Origin of the sequence: Rosistilla carotiformis, from assembly GCF_007753095.1 — a bacterium.
Lineage (GTDB): Bacteria > Planctomycetota > Planctomycetia > Pirellulales > Pirellulaceae > Rosistilla > Rosistilla carotiformis.
The window spans coordinates 87,292-106,352 of the sequence record NZ_CP036348.1; the positions used below are offsets into that span (position 1 = coordinate 87,292).

At 56.8% G+C, this 19,061-nt stretch carries 13 protein-coding genes; 4 read left to right on the forward strand and 9 right to left on the reverse strand.

The features are described 5' to 3' along the window. Positions 1–17: 17 nt before the first annotated feature. On the forward strand, positions 18–1,301 hold the full coding sequence (locus tag Poly24_RS00345; RefSeq protein ID WP_145088863.1) for a polysaccharide pyruvyl transferase family protein: 1,284 nt from the start codon (positions 18–20) through the stop codon (positions 1,299–1,301). A gap of 35 nt (positions 1,302–1,336) precedes the next feature. On the opposite strand, the gene Poly24_RS00350 is transcribed toward Poly24_RS00345, so the two are convergent. From Poly24_RS00350 to Poly24_RS00390, 9 genes are all read right to left on the reverse strand, one after another. After that, a complete protein-coding gene (locus Poly24_RS00350) occupies positions 1,337–3,544 on the reverse strand; it encodes a glycoside hydrolase family 5 protein (RefSeq protein ID WP_145088866.1) in 2,208 nt (735 codons plus the stop codon). A 255-nt stretch (positions 3,545–3,799) separates the two neighbouring features. Beyond that, positions 3,800–4,366, reverse strand: a complete 567-nt coding sequence (locus tag Poly24_RS00355; RefSeq protein ID WP_145088869.1) for a peptidylprolyl isomerase — start codon at positions 4,364–4,366, stop codon at positions 3,800–3,802. Between the two features lie 842 nt (positions 4,367–5,208). Continuing rightward, positions 5,209–6,912 carry a Y-family DNA polymerase gene (locus Poly24_RS00360; protein ID WP_197452213.1) on the reverse strand — a complete coding sequence of 568 codons (1,704 nt, stop codon included), beginning with the start codon at positions 6,910–6,912 and terminating at the stop codon, positions 5,209–5,211. Next, entirely contained in the window at positions 6,827–7,810 is a 984-nt protein-coding gene (locus Poly24_RS00365) for an ImuA family protein (protein ID WP_145088875.1), read from the reverse strand. Before Poly24_RS00365 ends, Poly24_RS00360 begins: the two co-directional genes overlap by 86 nt. A 422-nt stretch (positions 7,811–8,232) precedes the next feature. Further along, positions 8,233–9,771, reverse strand: a complete 1,539-nt coding sequence (locus Poly24_RS00370) for a hypothetical protein (RefSeq protein WP_145088878.1) — start codon at positions 9,769–9,771, stop codon at positions 8,233–8,235. Between the two features lie 49 nt (positions 9,772–9,820). Continuing rightward, entirely contained in the window at positions 9,821–10,381 is a 561-nt protein-coding gene (locus Poly24_RS00375; RefSeq protein WP_197452214.1) for a sigma-70 family RNA polymerase sigma factor, read from the reverse strand. A gap of 98 nt (positions 10,382–10,479) precedes the next feature. Then, positions 10,480–10,917, reverse strand: coding sequence for a carboxypeptidase-like regulatory domain-containing protein (locus Poly24_RS00380; RefSeq protein WP_145088884.1), 438 nt, complete (start codon positions 10,915–10,917; stop codon positions 10,480–10,482). A gap of 71 nt (positions 10,918–10,988) precedes the next feature. Beyond that, positions 10,989–12,044, reverse strand: coding sequence for an alpha/beta hydrolase family protein (locus Poly24_RS00385; RefSeq protein WP_145088887.1), 1,056 nt, complete (start codon positions 12,042–12,044; stop codon positions 10,989–10,991). Between the two features lie 104 nt (positions 12,045–12,148). Next, positions 12,149–13,156 (reverse strand): DUF1559 domain-containing protein, encoded by a 1,008-nt coding sequence (locus tag Poly24_RS00390; RefSeq protein WP_145088890.1) that lies wholly within the window; start codon positions 13,154–13,156, stop codon positions 12,149–12,151. Positions 13,157–13,460: 304 nt separating this feature from the next. Between Poly24_RS00390 and tnpC the strand changes: the two genes are divergently transcribed. From tnpC to Poly24_RS00405, 3 genes are all read left to right on the forward strand, one after another. Further along, positions 13,461–14,780, forward strand: a complete 1,320-nt coding sequence (gene tnpC / locus Poly24_RS00395) for an IS66 family transposase (RefSeq protein WP_231753667.1) — start codon at positions 13,461–13,463, stop codon at positions 14,778–14,780. Positions 14,781–15,058: 278 nt separating this feature from the next. After that, positions 15,059–17,491, forward strand: coding sequence for a PSD1 and planctomycete cytochrome C domain-containing protein (locus tag Poly24_RS00400; protein ID WP_145088897.1), 2,433 nt, complete (start codon positions 15,059–15,061; stop codon positions 17,489–17,491). Positions 17,492–17,508: 17 nt separating this feature from the next. Continuing rightward, complete coding sequence (locus Poly24_RS00405; RefSeq protein ID WP_231753385.1) at positions 17,509–19,008, forward strand: DUF1501 domain-containing protein; 1,500 nt, start codon at positions 17,509–17,511, stop codon at positions 19,006–19,008. Positions 19,009–19,061: the final 53 nt, after the last annotated feature.

The window sequence follows — 19,061 nt, forward strand, 5'->3', positions numbered from 1 at the left end:
CCAATTTTTCAGAGCTCATGAATAAAAACCTCTTCAATCGACGCGACGCCCTGGCCATGCTGGGGCTCGCGACCGCGGGTGCGGCGATGGCTGCCGACGATTCCGCGGCACCGACAAACGCCAAGAAAAAGATCCTGCTGCGATCGTCTTGGCAAACCGTCAACATCGGCGACATCGCTCACACACCCGGTGTGCTGCAAATCCTGCGGACTCACATGCCCGACGCGGAGATCACGTTGTGGCCGAGCCGCGTCGACAATGGAGTCGAAGAGTTGTTGCGGGCGGAGTTTCCGAAGCTGAAGATCATCAAAACCGCCGACCAGCGGAAGCAGGCTTTTGAAGAGTGTGAGTTTCTGTTGCACGGTTCAGGGCCTTCGTTGGTTGCTCAAAAAGATGTGATTCGTTGGCGCGACGAGACGCAAAAGCCGTATGGCGTCTATGGGATCACGCTACCGTCGAAGGGATCGGCTTCCACGAAACCGACGACGGAACCTGCGATGGCGAAGACGATTGAGGTGCTGAGCGGTGCCGAGTTTGTTTTCTTCCGCGATTCGCATTCGCTGGCTCTGGCCAAAGAAAAGGGTTGCCAATCGAAGATCATGGAATTTGGTCCCGACGGCGCGTTTGCTTGCGATCTGCGGGAACCGGAAAAAGCGAACGCCTTCTTAAAAGCCAACGATCTGCAGCCGGGCAAGTTCCTGTGCTGCATTCCGCGTCTGCGTTATACGCCGTATTGGACGATCAAGGATCGTCCGTTCGATGAGGTGAAGCACGCGCGGAACGAAGCGATGAAAGAGCACGATCATGCGCAGCTGCGTCGCGCGATCGTCGAGGTGGTCAAGACGACCGATCTGAAAGTTTTGGTCTGTCCCGAAGACCAAACGCAGATGAAGGTCGGCAAAGAGATGTTGGTCGATCCGCTGCCGGCGGAGATCCGCGAACGCGTCGTCTGGCGGCCGAACTATTGGTTGACGGGGGAAGCGGTCAGCACGTATGTGCAAAGTGCGGGGCTGTTTGGCAACGAGATGCATTCACCGATCATGTGCATCGGCCACGGCATCCCGGCGATCGTCTGCCGCTGGGCCGAACAGACGTCCAAGGGCTACATGTGGGAAGACATCGGATTGGGCCAGTGGCTGTTCGATCTGGACAATCCCGCCGACATGCCGAAGATCGTCCCCGCCGTCCGCGAGATGGCTCAAAACCCCGACCAGGCGAAGCAACGCGCCGCCGCGGCTCGCAAAGTTGTCGAGCAACGACAAGCCGAGACGATGGCTGTGCTAAAGCGTTCGCTCGCCTAACGCCTCGGATCGGTATCGCGTCTGAAGCGTTGCGATCAGCGGGTGCGGCGCAGTTCAAACGGTTTGCCCGAGAGGGCTTCTTTGGCAAACTGGCCCCAGAAAGGCGTCGGTGTGTAGCTCCAATCGGAGATCATCACCGGCGTTGCTTTGGGATGGAAGCACCATCCGGTCCAGTTCAATCGATGGCGTTGGATAAAGCCCAACATGTCGGGAACCCACGTGTAGGGATCCTCTTGGGCGTCGGCGGGAATGAAGTTCATCTTGTTGATGTCCGCCCCCACCTCACCTAACAGGATCGGATGCTTGGCCGCCGTCGCCAGGACCTTGGCTTCCCAATCGGTATGCCAGTTGTAAGTGTGCCAGGAGTACATGATCCCGTTCCCGGTTGGGTCCTGCAGCGCGTAGCCCTGCGTGATCCCCGACAGATCGTTGCACCAGAAGATTCCGCCAGCGATGACGATGTTTTTTGCCCCCGTCGATCGCACCGCGTCGACCATCGCTTGCATGCCGATCGATTCGAAGCCGCTGTTTTTTCGCTTCTCTTCATCGCTCAAGAAGGCCGATTCGTCGACGGCATCGGGCGTCTCCACGCGACCTCCCCGTTGCCAAACCTTCCACGAGATCCCATGCGGCTCGTTCAACAGGTCGAACAGAAGGGCCGGATGGTTCTTGTACCGGGTGGCAAAATCGACCCAGAAATCGGCGTGCTCCTGCTTCGGTGCGCGGTAGCGATGCAGATCGATCACCACGTAAGCACCGCGATTGGCGGCCAGGGTGATGATCTGGTCGATGATCTCGCGGTACTCTTTTCCTTCGTCCTTTTGGTACGGGCTGTGGCCGTACCAGAACGATTCTTTCATCGGCACGCGGATCACGTTGGCTTTCCATTGATCGATTGCGACCACAGCCGACTTGATCATCTGGCGATCGTGAGGCAGCGTTTCCAGGCCTCCCACGTTGACGCCTTGCAGCCAAACCTCGTTGCCATCGACATCGTGGACGCGGTTGCCCACGACCTTCAGCTGCGAAGGCCACTTGGTTTGGTCGGGCTTTTCAAAGGGAACGTGTCGCGCGGCGATTTCGGCGGCGCGCTGCTTCGCCTTGGCCAACAGAGGCGCCGGGTCGACGGGGCGTAGCGTCAGATCATCCAGATCCAACCGCCCCGCTTGCACTTGAAACAAGCTGGGCATCAACGCCAACGAAAGCGCCTCGGGCGGAACCAGAAATTGACTGCTCCGCCGGACCCAGCCGTCGGTATCTTTCTGAGTATAAGGAGGCGAAGGCTGTTTGAGTTTCTTGCCATCGATTCCGATCAGGTCCAACATGATGCGGGCGTCGTACCAGGGGAGCTTCCCCTTTTGAAGCCCCGTCACACGCTGTCGCCAGGAGAGTTCTAACGCCTGCACGTCGGCGGGAATATCGACGGTTCGGTAGACCGAAACCAATTCGCCCGCGACGGCGTCGAGTCGCAGGAAATGATTCCCCGCTTCGGAAATCCAGCTGCCCGATTTGGGGCGTCCCCAATGGTCGGGCCAATCGGACTGCTTGGTGTTCGATTCGAAGTCGCCGTTGAGAATCAGCGTGCCCTGTTCGGCCAACAGCTCTGCTGCCTTTTCGCGTCGCTTCGCAGCGGAAGCTTGCTGTTTCGCCAGCCTCTCCGCAGCCGCTTTTGCCGCCGCCGCACGCAGCGGACCGGCGTCGGTTCTTTGTAACGTGATGTCATCCAGGTCGAACGTTCCCGCCGCAACTTGGAACAGACAAGGCATCCACTTCAGCGTCCGCGCCCCTTCGGGAACCAGGAACGCAGTGCGGCGCTGCTGCCAGCCGTCGGTGTCTTTCCGCGATGCGGGAGCCGATGGATTGGGAGCGACCTTGTTGCGATCGGCGTCGAGAAACTCCAATAACACGCGGGCGTCGAACCACGAATTTTTACCAACTTTTAACCCCGTGATCCGCTGCCGCCATGAGAACTCGATCGCCTCGACTCCCTCCGGGATGGCGATCTCTCGATACAGCATCACCATCTTGCCAGCTTCGGGGCTGCGGAGCCGCAGGAAGCGATTCCCCGCTTCCTCGACCCAGGTGCCGTCGTCGACGCGTGGCCAGCCATCGGGCCACCGGTTGGTATCGGAATCGGATTCAAAATTGCCGTTGGAGATCAGCGATTGTGGGTTGTCGGCAACAACTGCTGAATTGCCGTACAACAGCGCGACAAAGGCAAACAGGATTTTTACGGATCGCATGCACCAAAGCTCCAGAATAGGGGATGAGGAGCTTTAATGTAATCGAGTTCAAATCGCTCCGCCAATCATTCTGTTGAAGGATGTTGGTGTGGCGGATCGAATGCGATCGCGATAACTGAAGCGATTGATACGTCACGACGAGCGGCGTGACAGAGAGGGGCGGTTCTTCATCGCCTTTTGACCCACCAACGTGCAACGCGACCGTTCGCGTTGCAGCGGGACAACAACAGGCGATGATTCGCCGAGAGGCATCGCCTATTGAGCGATCGTGACCTTTTCGATGATCACGGGAGTGCGTGGGACGTCGCCGTGAGGGCCGACGTTTCCGGTGGCAACTTTGCCGATCGCGTCAACGATTTCGGTTCCCTTGGTCACTTTGCCAAACACGCAATATCCCCAACCGTCGCGAGCGCTGGCCCGGTTTAAAAAACCGTTGTCGGTGCCGGTGTTGATGAAGAACTGGCTGGTCGCACTGTGAGGATTCGGAGTCCGCGCCATGGCGATCGTGTACTTGTCGTTCTTGAGTCCGTTGGTCGATTCGTTTTGAATCATCGCACCGGTTTCTTTCTCTTGCATGTTGGGCGTAAATCCGCCGCCTTGGATCATGAACCCATCGATCACGCGATGGAAGATCGTGCCGTCGTAGAAACCTTGGTTCGCGTAGTTAACGAAGTTCTTGACAGTCTCAGGAGCTTTGTCGGGATACATCTCGATCTGGATCGGCCCCATCGAGGTCTTCATATCGACAACAACAGGATTGGCAGCGCTCAACGTGGCGGTGGCCAACAGTGTTACGGCAAGCATCGCAGCGAAATTTCGCATCGGGTAGATACTCCTTGGTATCGGAAAGGCAGGTGGTTAGGTTTCACATCGCCCGGAGTCGTCGCAGCGGAATGAAACCGAGGGTTCTTGAGGTTCAACGACAGGCTATTGTCCGTACCTGACCTGCAAAGGCAAGTCCAATCGATCGAAGTCTTTTCTATAAACCAAGTTTTGCTAGCAAACCCTTGGCTTACTCAGATCGAAGCGTTCTCGCCGTTTTTTGAGTGAAGCAGGAGCAACACATCACTTCACCCTCCCAAAACGCAGTTTGGTAGGGAGGGTCGAACCAGCGCAGCGAGGTTCGGGGAGGGGAGTCCGCGGGGAATTCCAAGCGTCTCGAACCAGCGGAAGGCCCTCCCCGAAAAACGTCGCTAAACGCTCGTTTTTCGACCCTCCCTGGCTTCGCCGGGCGGGTGAAGCAATCCATTACTTCACTCTCCCCAAACGTAGTTTGAGGGGAGGGTCGAACGAGCGAAGCGAGGTTCGGGGAGGGGAGTCGGCGGAGATTTTCGAGCATCTCGAACCAGCGGAAGGCCCTCCCCGAAAAACGTCGCTAAACGCTCGTTTTTCGACCCTCCCTGGCTTCGCCGGGCGGGTGAAGCAACCCATTACTTCACCCTCCCCAAACGTAGTTTGAGGGGAGGGTCGAACCAGCGAAGCGAGGTTCGGGGAGGGGAGTCCGCCGACGATTTTCAAGCATCTCGAAACATGGCAATGCCGTCCCCGAAAAACGTCGCTAAACGCTCGTTTTCCGACCCTCCCTGGCTTCGCCGGGCGGGTGTTTCAGGGACTTGCGTCCATTTCGTCGCTTTGCGACTTGCCGGCGTCGTCGTCGTCGCCAATCAACCAAACAGTCCGTGCAGATACCATTGGCTGGTCGTCAGTTTGCGATAGACCCACAACCAATCGCCTTGATTGGTCTCGATGCGGAAGTAATCGCGGCGGATCATCGATCCGCTCCACCAAGCGGTCTCGATTCGCTCGGGGCCCCAAAAACGATGCGTCTGCAGTTGACGGTCGCGGTATCCGAACAGCATCGGCGGCGTCCCTCGCTCGATCTTGAGGACCGTCAGTTCGATCGGTTCTTTCAACAATTGGATCGGTCGACGCAGCGGGTCGTGCGGCGAGGGGACAAAGCTTTCGCTGTCGGATTGCTCGTTAAAAAATCCCCGCGGCTTCGTCGAACGGGATGATTTTCGAACGGCCGATCGGCTGCCGCCGCGTCGCATCCGCGCGATCTCACCGACCGGTTGGCCAGTCAACGGTTGAGTGCGGTAGGCTGATTCGGGTTCGGGATTCCGCGTCGCTCGAACTCCCAACACCGATTGTCGCCCCAGTCGTCCCGCCAGGTTGTCGATCAGATTAGCTAGCGCCGGGGCGCTGTTGGCATGCGTCGACGCGTCGCCGATCAGGTCGGGTTGGCGTTGCTGCAGCGGAGCGGTTAACGTCGCGGAGACCGCCACGCGATGGACGTCGGCCGGCAACCGCTGGCGGCCGAAATGATTGGCCAATAAACGGTTGAGGTGTTGGTCGTCGGCGGTCGGGGCGAATAAGCTCAATCGCATCTCGACCGCTTCGTGCTGCAGCAGTTCAAACCGGCAAGCGATCCGCAGCGCGCCGTGACCACGTCGTCGCAGTCCCTTCACCAACCGCTGCATCAATTGTTCGCTGCTGTAGATCAGGATCTCCGTGTCGCGCGTCGGATGCTCCAGATCGATGCTGACATGATCTTCGAGGCGATGGTGGTAGACGGGCAACGGTTCGTCGGCGCGACCTAACAGTTGGTCGATCCGCAACATCAAATCGGCACCCAGCCGCGTGGCAAGTCCTTCACGAGGGAGTCGCAGCAATTGACCAAATTGCTCGATCCCCAGCCGAGCCAACGTCTCGACACAAGCCGGTTCCAACCGCATCGCGCGGGTTGGCATCGAGACTAAGTGATGGAACTCAGTTTCCGGTTTGGTGATGCAATAACGTTTTGTTGTTTCGACGGTCTTGCGACGCGAGGCGGGGCTTCGGGCCAAACCCCACGCGCCAGCTAACGTGCTGGCCAGCGCGATCCGAACCTGCAGGTTGCGGCTGTGGAAAAAATCATCGATCTGGTGGCAGAGCGATTCTTCGCCATCGAACAACGGACCGATTCCGGTCACGTCCATCACCAAGCCTTGCGGCATGTGCAGCAGCTGGCCCGCCCAAGGGCGTGGGCCCAGCGGTTCCAGGCCGACCAGCGGACTGAAGCGTTCGGTGCAGGCGGCGGCGAGTTCCTGCAGCGCGTCGAGGTCGGCTTGAGCGTCGTGCGGTTGAGTCGTCGATTGCGCATCGGTTGCCGCTTCGATCAACGAAGTCGCTTCGCCCCCGGACATCTCGACTTTAATCCCCGCCATCGCGGCGCGGCGACAGCAGGCGACGACGCGCTGTCCGCGGCGAGGGTCGCGAGCGATCAAGACCAGCGGCGGGCGATCAGGCCCGGCGGGCAGATTGCTGGCGGCGTGCAGTCTTTGGATGGGCCAATTCGGCAGCCAAATGCTGAGCACTCTTGGATTCACGTGGCAGTTCCTTGCGAACGATTCGCGACTGTTGATCGATCTGCAGCATCAATTGCTGTCCGGCCGTAGCCCCGCGGGCACGCAGCAACCGCACGGCCAGCAAGCGGTCGGAATTCGCCGTCAGGATGGAGGTCGGGGCAGCCGATCGGGGGACGACTCCGCGGACCAGCCAACGGACCTCAGCCCAACTGGTTTGCCGGATCGCTGTCGCTGGCCGCAGCAACATCCCCAACGTGGCTCCCGTTTCGGCAGCCAATTGCAACCGCCGGGCATCGTTGTCCTGCAGATTCCCGATGCGTCCCCAAACCGCCGCCACCGCGGAACAGCGAAGCGATTGGTCGAGCGACCAGATCAGGTCTTCCCGCGACTTGGGCTGCAGCAGCACGATCGCATCGGCTGGCAACCCCGCAGCGATCGCGGCGGGGGGATAAAACGTCCGCTCGGTGTCGACGATCACGACCTTGCCGCCGGTGTGCCGATGCGCTGCGACCGCACCGGTCAGCGACAACCAAGCCGCACCGCCGGCGTGCCCGACGTCGATCCATTCGACCAATGAACCAGGGGGATAACCGGCTTGGGGGAGCAGTGCGTCCAGCGGTTCGATGCCCGAAGAGATGGCCTGCGATTCGGGACGCCGAGCCGCTTCGACGCGGCGTAGCTGCTTTCGCAAGCTCGATAAAACGTCCGCTTTGGCTGCGGGCGGCTGGCACTCGTCCTGCTCACCGTTTTTCGAGCAAGATTGCAGTGTGGAAAAAACGTCAGTTTTGGCGTCTGGCGGCGCGGCAGCTAGCTCGGCAGAACCCGCGGCCAGCGGTGGTTCCACCGGCGGCTGAGCCTTCCTTTCCGGAAATGCTAGCGTTTTTGCAGGCTCATCCCACAATTGCAGTTGCACAGACATCGCTCCCTCACCATGAACTTGATGTATCGGTGAAACATCAATGCTATCACCAACAATTCAGTTGTCCACGAAGAGGATATTTGGCGTTTGGACACGTTTGGTCCCCGCGACAAACCCCTCCAGCGGGCGGCGTGAATGCTCCCTAAGCCTCTGGTAATCGAAGCTCGCGATCGCAGGGCTGGAAAGAGTGAAGAGGGGGCGTCTCGCTACGCGATGGGGAACGTTTGAGGCAGCGACGGTCGTGCCGCTGGCGCGGGGATCGTGTGTGAGCGGGGCAGCAACTTCAGCCCGCGGAGAAGAACGAGCCCAAGCCTATGGAAGAACAACAAAACGGCGAAGGTTCGGGTGAAGGACAAATGTCTGAAATGCGCCTACCCGTTGGACATATTGCGGGGATGGGATTTATGGTTCCATCGCCGTCATTATGGTCGCAAGCCGACGATGAGGACGGGATCGATACCGCCTGAGGTGTTTAGGAATTCGAGCCTCTGCAGCGACTCTCCTTCCTCATAGCCGAGGTTGCTTAAATCGATCGCGACCGCGAGGGCACGTGCATCGATGTTGATCTGACGACCATGAATGAACGCGTTTTGCTTCAGGTCGTCGATCGAACGGGTGGCTTCCTGCGCGCGATACGTGCAATGAGGAAAGAGGTCGAGCGCATACGGGGAGTTCAGTCCAATATCGAACTGCTCGACAGTCAATGTAGGGCGGTTCTGACGCTCGTCGCCTGATCGCAAGACCAGCTTGTCGCCATTGGGGTCGTAGACCAGGAGTTGGAGATCGAAGATCACAATGTCGGGGCCTGGTGCATTGACGATTGCCTCTTCGAACTCAACCCGCATGGAAACCTTTCGACCGGGACGGGCGAATGGATTGATGATCCCCGTGACCAGACTAAAGTCGCCGTGCAGGAGCTTTAAGCGATCCTCTCCTGTCGGCAGGTGGTCTCCCATCTTCGTGCAAAACGTAGCCGCATTTTTCCCCGATTCAAAATGCACAACGCGAGCCCGAATGAGATCGTCGCGGTCGATCGTGCTGGTGACGCCATTTCGTTGAACCGTAAGGGTGAGTAATTCGTCGGCGTATGAGTCAATGAACGTTGCTTCGTAGCGAATGATGCGATCCGGTAAGCGATCTAAATTGGCCCGAGAGGGAAGAGAACCCTTCGATCGATGCGGGGGCATGCCGGGTTCCGGCGCCATATCGCCGCTACGTAAGTGCATGGTCGGACGTGTGCGTTGTTTCAAGGAAGACAGCGTCGCTTCCCCGTCGATCGCCACGAGTTGAGTTTCGCCCGTCTCCGCAATTCCGGTTGCGCAGCGCGTTCCCTGGTCGACCCCCTCGGCCCCAGGGGGCGCATCGACCGAACACTTTCCCGATCGTACACGCAGCGACTGGCGACCTTCTGCGGTGAAGCCACTCGGCGCCTGAATGACGGCACGGGCCCCCGATGCAAACTCGATTCCAAGGACCCACTCGGTGAGAACATAGTTCTTGCCAATCGTTACTTTCTGGCCGCCGGTTGTGGGATCGCCACCTTGGCTAAGGAGTATTGCGTTGGCCACCGCAACCGTCTTTGGCGAATGATCCTCGTCGCCACCTTGGGGAACTACGGCGACGGGATTTGATTGGGGCGTTGTCAACAAAACCGTGAGGAGTGAGACCAAGACCAGAATACTGGCAGCCAAACCAGCCTGAAAGATCCTGCTGCGCCACAGGTTGTGCTTGTCCGGGACCAAGGTTTCCTCGGTTGATTTTACGAGTTCCGGGATGTCTTCATCCGAGCGGCTCAGTTGATCTAAATCGAGATGCATGCTCATGGCCTGCAGATAGGCGACACGCAGCGGCTCGGACTCGACAAGGGCACACTCCAGATCTTCTTTTTGCTGAAGAGTTAGCGTGCCGGCGATGATCGCCTCGAATAACGATGAAATACGTTGAAATTCTGAATCGCTCATAACGCCCTCTCTTTGGACAATCCGCGTCGGGCTCTGTCAAATATTTGTACTATTCGGCCTTCGAACGCCTGGCGACACAATGGGACAATCGACGCCGGAGTAAATACATTCGGTTGTAAAACGTGCGAACCGAGCATCCCAGCGATTGCGCAATGGAATCGAACGAGCGTCCTTCCCAGTAGATTTGCCAGACAAAGGATTGCTCTCGCTCGGGAAGTGCCTGCACACAATTTCGCAATGCCGACAATCGCTGATGCGATGGGGCTTGGTCTAAATTCTCGAGCGTGCTGGCCAATAGTTCTGGCAGGTCGTTTCGCCAAAGCATTCGATCTGCGACACGCGCCCGACGAAAGTTATACGCTTCGAATCGTGCGATCCCACATGCCCACGACAGGAAGCTACGTGAACGGTCGTAATCGGAAAATTTCTGCCACATCACCAGGCTTATCCGCTGACAAAGGTCTTCCGCATCCGCGACATTGCTCACGAGCGCGACCAGGTAGAGCATCAGTTTATCCCGTGAAGCCTGTAGCATCTGTTCGAACTCCAGACGCAGCTCCATCTCTCGGGCTTCGGCATCCTCGTTCAATTGTTCTACTTTTTGATTCATTCCGTCCGCATTACTTTGCGCTGACAAATCAAGCTCGGACATGACAACTCTCCGATAACGCATCGAATTCGCGATTGGCACGGGCCTTCCTTGGCGATCTAATTGTCAGTTAGCGTGAACTCGTAAAAGTTGGTACCTGAATTCACTGTGTAGGCCTCGTTGCTGGTCGATGGATTCCAGTATTTTTGTGGGACCTCATTCCAGAGCGGCGGTACGGTCTCAGCGGTGATCTCCAATACGTTATCATCAATCTCGCCCGGCGGCCGGATATTGACAACATAGTCACCGACGAGAACGTCGGGGCCTTCTCGCATGATCATTGTGAAGTTGCCGTCGGAATCTGTCACGCCGACGGCAGGAATTCCGGTTCCCTTGTGAAGCATGACGACCGAGGAACCTTCAGGAATGGTCCCGTCGCGGTAGCTAACGTGTCCCTTCACGGTGCCCGTTTCTCCGGGAAGATTGTGTGCACGACTGCATCCCAGGCTCAAGGCACCGGCAATCAAACAAAGCAAGACGATACGGCCTGAAAACATGATAGTGGATCACCTGTGGGATTTGCGTTTAAAAAACAGTGTAAGGTATGGATGTCTTAGTAGAGTGGGAGTTACTCAGGGACGGACGACAGGTGTGTAGGTCGCCGCTGGACTTCCAACCAGGCGCAAGCCGCTTCGGCAAGTCCTTCATGGCCTCCCTCGAAGATGGTCAAGCGTGCGTTGTTGGTCTTCCGTCGAAGTTTGATGTCTCGTCGATAAGTTGGGTCCTCTGCCGTGTCCTGGGCCTGGGGTTTGGTGAGTTTGCCCTGGTCCCAAAGCTGCTGCAACTCTGCGTCGCTCACAAGAGGAGCGGCATGGCTTTTGGCAATTGCGTTATAGAGTTGGACCGAGTGTTGGAATGGTACCGAGCCGGACTGGCCATCGTGTACACCTGCGGCGATGTCGAGTGGTAGATCTCCCGCGTTGGTGATCCAATGAATCGGGGAACGCTGGTAGTACTGCTGGTCCACCAGCTTGCTGACACCTGGAGCACCGCCACAGCACTTGGCAACCTTCTTGGCATAGTTCTGAGGGATGCCGTTGGGTGAATGGTGTTCATACCACTTCTTCAAATCGCTGATTCCAACCCACGCAGAAGCCGCGGTAAATCGCTCCGGATGCCGGCCTGCCATCAACATCGTCATATGACCGCCTCCCGAAGCACCTGCAAGGTAGATCCGATTCGTGTCAACATTCAAATGCTTGATCGCGAATTCGACGCAGTCCAACACATCGGCACGTGCTGCTGCTGAACCGCAGGCCTCTGGGTTGTCATTGGGACCGCGGAAATTGGGCTCGACAAAGATCCAACCGCGACTCAAAGCGGCACGCAGCCACTCGGGTTTATGCAGATGATAGTCGCTACTCCAGGAATGCAGGAACACGAGAACGGGGCGCTCTGCATCCTGGCTTTTTGGAGGAAGTGCGTAGCGAAGCGGTTGCATCGTCCTGTCGAACGTGCTGACGAATTCTGCCTCGATATATCGCGGATCGACGGATGAGTTGGGCAACTCTTGGGGCGATGGATCCACGGCTTCTATTTCACCAGTCGATGCGAGTAGCAAAACGATCAGCCCTAAGAATCTAGATGGTTTCAGTTGAGATCGAAACAAGGTGAAGTGTTGCATTGGAAAGACAATCGGCAAAGTTTACAAGTGAAGGACTCGGAGCCAGTCAACCGCTCGTAAATCATCGCGATGCCTGGCGCCGAGTACTGCGTCTTGGGGAATGACTAGAATTCGCCAAGGACCTGACCATCATCGCGTGTCGCCAGGAGTTTTAGTGTTCGTAGCTCGAGATTTTCGCTTACGAAACGCACCGACCCATCGCTGATCGCAACTAATGACCCGCCAGGGTGAGCCGAGAAGATGCCGTTGTTGGTGCCGTCGTTGTTCTTCACGCCGGTTAGGCTCAAGGACGATCCGTTGATCGGATACATGATGGTGGTCGTATTGAAAGTGCGTTCGGTAAATCCGAATGCTGTCTTATTGATGCCACACATGAATCCCTGGTGGTTGTTGATGGTCGCCGTACGATTGCCATTTGTATCGACGACGAAATCAGCCTGCTCGCCAACAATGAGCGTGTTGGAAAGCCCATCGGTCGCATCACGCATTTTGATGGAGTTGAGTGGGGTTAACATGCCGCTCAGCGAAACAATCCCGCTTTGATAACCGACCCACTGGCGATTGGTAGGATTCAGGTTAAAGCCCAACGCATCGTTGGCGGCTCCCGAAATGCCCGTGTATTGCGGACAGGTAATCGTGTAGGAATAACCCGAACTGCGAACGGCTTGCAGTGGGCTCGAGGGGCAAAGCATCACGTCGATTTCGATCCCGTCGATGATCGGTCCATTCACGGCGTGACCGTCATATGCGCCACCGCCACCGTTGGACAGGCTGCCCGGGTGATTACCATCAACGGTCAATTGGTCGGATAGATTGCCCTGCTCTACAAACGGCAACAGCCCTAGCCACCACGAGACACCAAACCCTGGGTTCGCCAAGTCGCCCTTCGAATGTCGCGAACCGATCGGGAACGATTGGAAGGTGTCGTGGTAGTTATGCAGTCCTAGGCCGATCTGTTTCAGATTGTTACCGCACGACATCCGCCGGGCTGCTTCGCGGGCGGCTTGCACGGCGGGAAGAAGAAGCCCGACCAAGATGCCGATGATGGCGATGACGACCAAGAGCTCGACTAGGGTGAATCCGTGTCGACGGAAAGGATGGAACCGCAACATGATATGAGTCCTTTGGAAGTAGTGGAAATGATAGTGACGACGTGTGATAGACTCTTCGGCTTGTTAAACAAGTAAAGAAAAAGACAATCGTCACCCCTAAATCGTCGGGAATGCATAACCTTTCATGGCACAATCCGACAAAAACGCATTGTTTTTTCGGAGTACTTGTTTACCGGGGCAAAAACTGGTGTTGTCGAAAACAGGGTAAATCGATCAAAATTCGCGGGTCATGAATGTCCCCAAGATTACGACCGATTGTCCCGACTGCAAGACGTTACTTGAGCAACAGCAGGCGATCAATGAAATGCTGGTCAAGCAGATCGAAATATTGACTGCACGTCTCGAAAAGGTTGAACGCGAAGGTAAACGCCAAGCGGCTCCCTTTCGCAAGAAACGAAAATCCGATCCGAAGAAACCGGGACGCAAGAGTGGCGAGGATCACGGCAATCACCATCGCCGAGCCGTGCCTGAGGTGATCGACGAGACCTACGATGTTCCGCTGCCCGCATGCTGCCCCGATTGCGGTCACAAGGAACTGACGAAAACCGAAACTCTCGTCCAATTCCAAACCGAGATCCCTCGCACCGTCATCAACCGACAATTCAATATTGACGCTGGCCGTTGCAGTGGATGCGGAAGCCATGTTCAGAGCCGACACGAATTGCAAACTTCCGGCGCCGTGGGCGCTGCCGCCGCTCAACTTGGCCCGAATGTCCACGCCGCGATGACGCTGCTCAACAAAGAACTCGGGCTCAGTCATGGCAAAGTCAAACGCCTGCTGGAAATGCTCTTTGAAATCCACGTCAGTCGGAGCACCAGTTGTCGCAGTATGCTTCGCACGGCGGATCGACTCGAGCAGGCTGACCAACAAGTTCGTGATGCCGTGCGAGGTTCACCGCAGGTCGTAGGTGATGAAACGGGCTGGCGAGTGGATGGACGTGGGGCTTGGCTACACGCCTTCGTCGGGCTGACGGCCACGTGCTACGAGGTGGACCCGACGCGAAGCATCGGACCGGCAAAACGACTGCTGGGGATGGATTGGTCTGGAATCTTCGGACACGATGGCTGGGCGGTCTACGACAAATTCACTTCGGCGACTCATCAACAATGCTTCGCGCACCTGCTTCGGCGATGTGAATCGCTGATCGAAAGCGGGACGGGTGTTGCGTTGGCGTTTCCGCGCGGCGTGAAGAAGTTGTTGTTGCGAGGTTTTGAATTTCGCAATCGCTTTCGGCGAGATGAAGTGGGCGTTCATGGCATGAAGGTGATGGCAGGAAGATTGACAATGCAGATGTGGGACTTGGTCCGCCATCGGAAGACCCACAGGGCCAATGAACGATTCGCAAAGTTCCTCGAGAAGCACTTACATGACCTGTACACCTTTCTTCGGCATCCCGGTGCGGATGCGACGAACTGGCGAGGCGAGCAAGCGATTCGTCCCGCCGTGGTGAATCGGAAAGTCTGGGGCGGAAATCGAACCGAGTCCGGAGCGTTGGCACAATCCCGAATCATGAGTGTGATGCAAACCTGCAAGCAACGACTGGCCGACCCGTTCGACTTCATCCGCCATCAACTGCTCAGCCCTACGCCGCTGGCACTGCCATTACCCATCACGGCCCGGTAAACAAGTACATTTTCGGATTGGTTCGCGTTGGCGAGCGCTTCAATTGCAGCTATTGGAGCAGCGTAAGGTCTCTCTAGGACAGAAGTTAGCTACGCAAGCCTGAAGAAGAAGATTACCGGGCGCTGCACCTCTCCTGGAAATTTTTCCGTTAGGTACGACGTTTTTGACATGAAGTCGGTCGCGGTCACTACGATTTATAGTTGCAGCCTACCTGATATACGCCAATGAACTTTTGTTGGCTCCCTCCCTTATATTCCTGATGCAGAATACCGTTGCCCATGGTACATAGAACGGTCGTTGTTTCCCTGATCATCCTGATTCTCTGTGCAAGTTCCGTTGGGGCAGATGAAGCTCCCGACTTTGCTCGCGAGGTTCTCCCGATTCTGTCGAAACAGTGCTTTGCTTGTCACGGTCCTGACGAAGAGACGCGTGAGGGAGGACTGCGACTCGACACGCGCGAGCACGCGGTTGAAGAACTCGATAGCGGCAGCAGGGCGATCGTGCCCGGCGACGCTGACCAAAGCGAGCTGATGGCCCGCGTGGTCACGAAGGATGAGTTCCTGCAGATGCCTCCCCCGGAAACGGGCAAGTCTTTGTCGGACGACGAGAAAGAGATCCTTCGACGCTGGGTCGAGAGTGGCGCAAAATATTCTTTGCACTGGGCGTTTCAGCCAATTCATAAGCCGGCTGCCCCACTGTCAACAAAGGGTGGCTGGGGACGCAACGAAGTGGATGCGTTTGTGCTGGCGAAGCTTCAAGCGGCCGGGTTGTCTCCCAGTCCCGAGGCTTCACCAGAAGAGTTGATGCGTCGACTCTATCTCGATTTGATCGGCCTTCCACCGACCTATACAGAGGTTCAAGAGTTTGCCAGCGACCCCAATGACGAAGCCTACGGGCAGATCGTTGACAGGCTGCTTGCATCGAAGCATTTCGGTGAACGTTGGGGACGCCACTGGCTCGACCTGGCTCGGTACGCCGACAGCAACGGATATTTGGGAGACGAGCTTCGACCGGAGGCCTGGCGTTACCGCGACTGGGTGATCGAAGCGATCAACAACGATCTGCCGTATGATCAGTTCTCGACGGAACAAATTGCTGGTGACTTGTTGGAGGACGCGACGGAATCACAGCGGATTGCCACTGGCTTCCATCGCAACGCCATGGAAAATACCGAAGCGGGTGTCGATAAAGAGGCCGACCGCGTCGCCCAAACGGTAGACCGGCTCAGTACATTCGGAACGATCTGGATGGGCATGACGGTCGGGTGTGCCGAATGCCATACCCATAAATTCGACCCGCTGACGCACCAGGAGTTCTATCAACTCTACGCGTTCTTCAACAATCTCGAGAGTGACAAAGTCGTCCTTGGCTATCGAGACCAAGTCGCCGAAGATTCCCAAGAGGCCAAGCAACGGGAAGAAAAGATCGACGAGATCGTTGCGAAGATTCTGCAGGACCTGGTTTCCTTGGATCCTGCTCAGAAAGAGTTGGTCGACCAGCGTTTGGATACGTTGGCCAAGCCAGAGAAACATCGCACTGAGGAGGAGAAGGAGTCGCTCGAACACTGGCTTGCCGACCTGCCGGACGACACACGATCACGACTGGCCGAGTACGAAGATCTGGCCAGCAAACGACCGGCGCCGAAACAAATTGTCGCCCCCGCCGTGCAGCAACGCCGCAAGCCACGCCAAACATTCATTCACTATCGCGGCGACTTCCGACAACCAAGCGATAAGGTCTATCCAGGGACGCCTAGTTTTCTTCCTCCACTGGAATCAAGCGAGAAGGACGCGGATCGTGTGGACTTGGCGAAGTGGCTATTCCATCCGGAGCATCCGCTGACCGCGCGGACAGCCACAAATCACATTTGGCAGCATCTATTTCTGGAGGGAATGTTTCGGACCGAAGACAATCTTGGCGTCGCCGGGGATCCGCCGACGCATCCTCAGCTTCTCGATTGGTTAGCAGGCGAGCTACAGGAAAACGGATGGAGCCGAAAGTCACTGATCAAGACGATTGTTCTTTCGTCGACCTATCGCCAAAGTTCTCAACAGACTCAGCGACTGAAGGAAGTGGATCCCGAGAACCGTTTGCTGGGCCGCCAGTTTCGATATCGCTTGGAAGCGGAAATCATTCGCGATCTGGCTCTCTCGGTGAGCGGCTTGATCTCAAAGAACATCGGCGGCCCCAGTATTCGCCCACCGATGAATAAACGCCTGACTTCGATCAGTCGAAATCAGAGCTGGGATGTGAGTCGTGGAGAACAGAAGTATCGACGGGGGATGTATATCCTGTTCCGCCGGGCTACTCCGTTTCCGATGCTTTCTACATTTGACGGTCCCGACTCGACGTCCGCGTGTGCAGCTCGCGAGATCTCGAACTCTCCCCTGCAGTCGCTCACCCTGTTGAACGATCCGGTTTTCTTTGAGTGTGCTCAGTCGCTTGGGCAGCAAAAGCTTGCCGCCGAAGAAGACGCTTGGATTTCCGAGATGTTTCAGCGCATGCTCTCACGAAATCCGACCAGCGAAGAGTTGGCAGCCTCGCAGGAGTTCTATCGGGAGTTGCTCGATTCCCTGGAAAACAGCAAGCAATCCGATCTGAAAGCGATTGTGAACGACGAGAAGAGCAGCGCGTCTCTCATTCAGCAAGCCGCTCAGGTTCTATTGGCGCGAAGCCTGATGAATCTCGACGAGTTTATCACCCGCCCCTAGCGGAAGAATCGAAAAAGATGACCACCATGAATATGCTTGCCTATCAATCCGCCAGCCAACGCGCACGCCGCGACTTTCTATTTCAATCGCTCTGGGGCATGGGGGCTGTAACGCTTTCGAACCTGCTTGCCCCGGAAGAGATCGTATCGAACGCGGCGGCCGATGAACGCGTGGATCCACTCGTTAAGAGGGACTCGCATTTTCCGGCCCGCGCGAAGAACTGTATCTATATCTATCTCGAAGGCGGGCCCAGCCAGATGGATCTTTACGATCCCAAGCCAACTTTGAACAAGCTCGATGGCCAGCCATTGCCGGAATCGATGCTCGAAAACATGCAGTTCGCATTCCTGCAAAAGGAAACGGCACGCATCATGGGGACATCGCGGAAGTTCTCTAAGCACGGCAAGTGCGGTATGGATTTCTCCGACCTTCTTCCCCACCTGGCAAGTTGCGCCGACGACCTGTGCATGGTCCGCTCGGTTCATACCGACCAATTTAATCATGTGCCTGCCCAACTGCTGATGAACTGCGGTTCGGCGATTGCCGGGCGGCCAAGTATGGGTTCTTGGCTTTGTTACGGATTGGGAAGTGAATCGCAGAATCTACCTGCCTATGTTTCACTGGCAACGACAGGACGCGGCATCCCCGGCGGCTCGGCGAGTTGGTCGAGCGGTTTTCTCCCTTCATCGTATTCCGGTGTGTTGTTCGGCAGCGAAGGGCAAACCGTCAATAACATTCAGAATCCCGAGGGAATCACGGATGAAATTCAGCGATCTTCGGTGAACTTCATCAACACGTTAAATCGTCAAAGGATCGACCACACCGGCGACTCCGAACTGATCAGCCGGATCAAAGCTTATGAACTCGGCTTCCGACTTCAATCGTCGGCTCCCGAACTAACGGATCTTTCCAGCGAGTCCCAAAGTACGCTCGACATGTACGGCTTCGATCGCAAAGAGCCTGAGATTAAGAGCAACCGCGGAGGCAAAGGCCTCTTCCGTGAATTCGCTTACGATTGCTTGATGGCGCGGCGATTGGTGGAACGTGGTGTCCGTGTCGTCAATATCATTCACTCGTCATGGGATCACCACTCGCGACTCGAACCCGAATTGACACACAACAGCCTGATGGCCGATCAACCGATTGCCGCACTGATCAAGGATCTGAAGCAGCGCGGACTACTCGACGACACGTTGGTGATTGTCGGATCGGAGTTTGGCCGAACTCCCTTGGGCGAGAATCGGCCGGGGTACAAGAAGGTGACCGGTCGCGATCATCACCCCGGTGCGTTCACCATTCTGATGGCCGGGGGGGGCGTTAAGTCGGGCTTTACCTACGGAGCTTCCGACGATATCGGATGGCATGTGGCCGAGAACCCTGTCCACGTCCACGACCTGCATGCCACTGTGCTCCATTTGTTTGGTCTCGATCACACGCGGCTGACCTATCGCGTCCAAGGACGTGACTTCCGCCTAACCGATGTCGCCGGGCGAGTTGTCAACGATATCATCGCGTAGCGCGCCCATCGTCGTACGGGCCAACGCGACTCTCCCGAGCCTCGCTTCTCTTC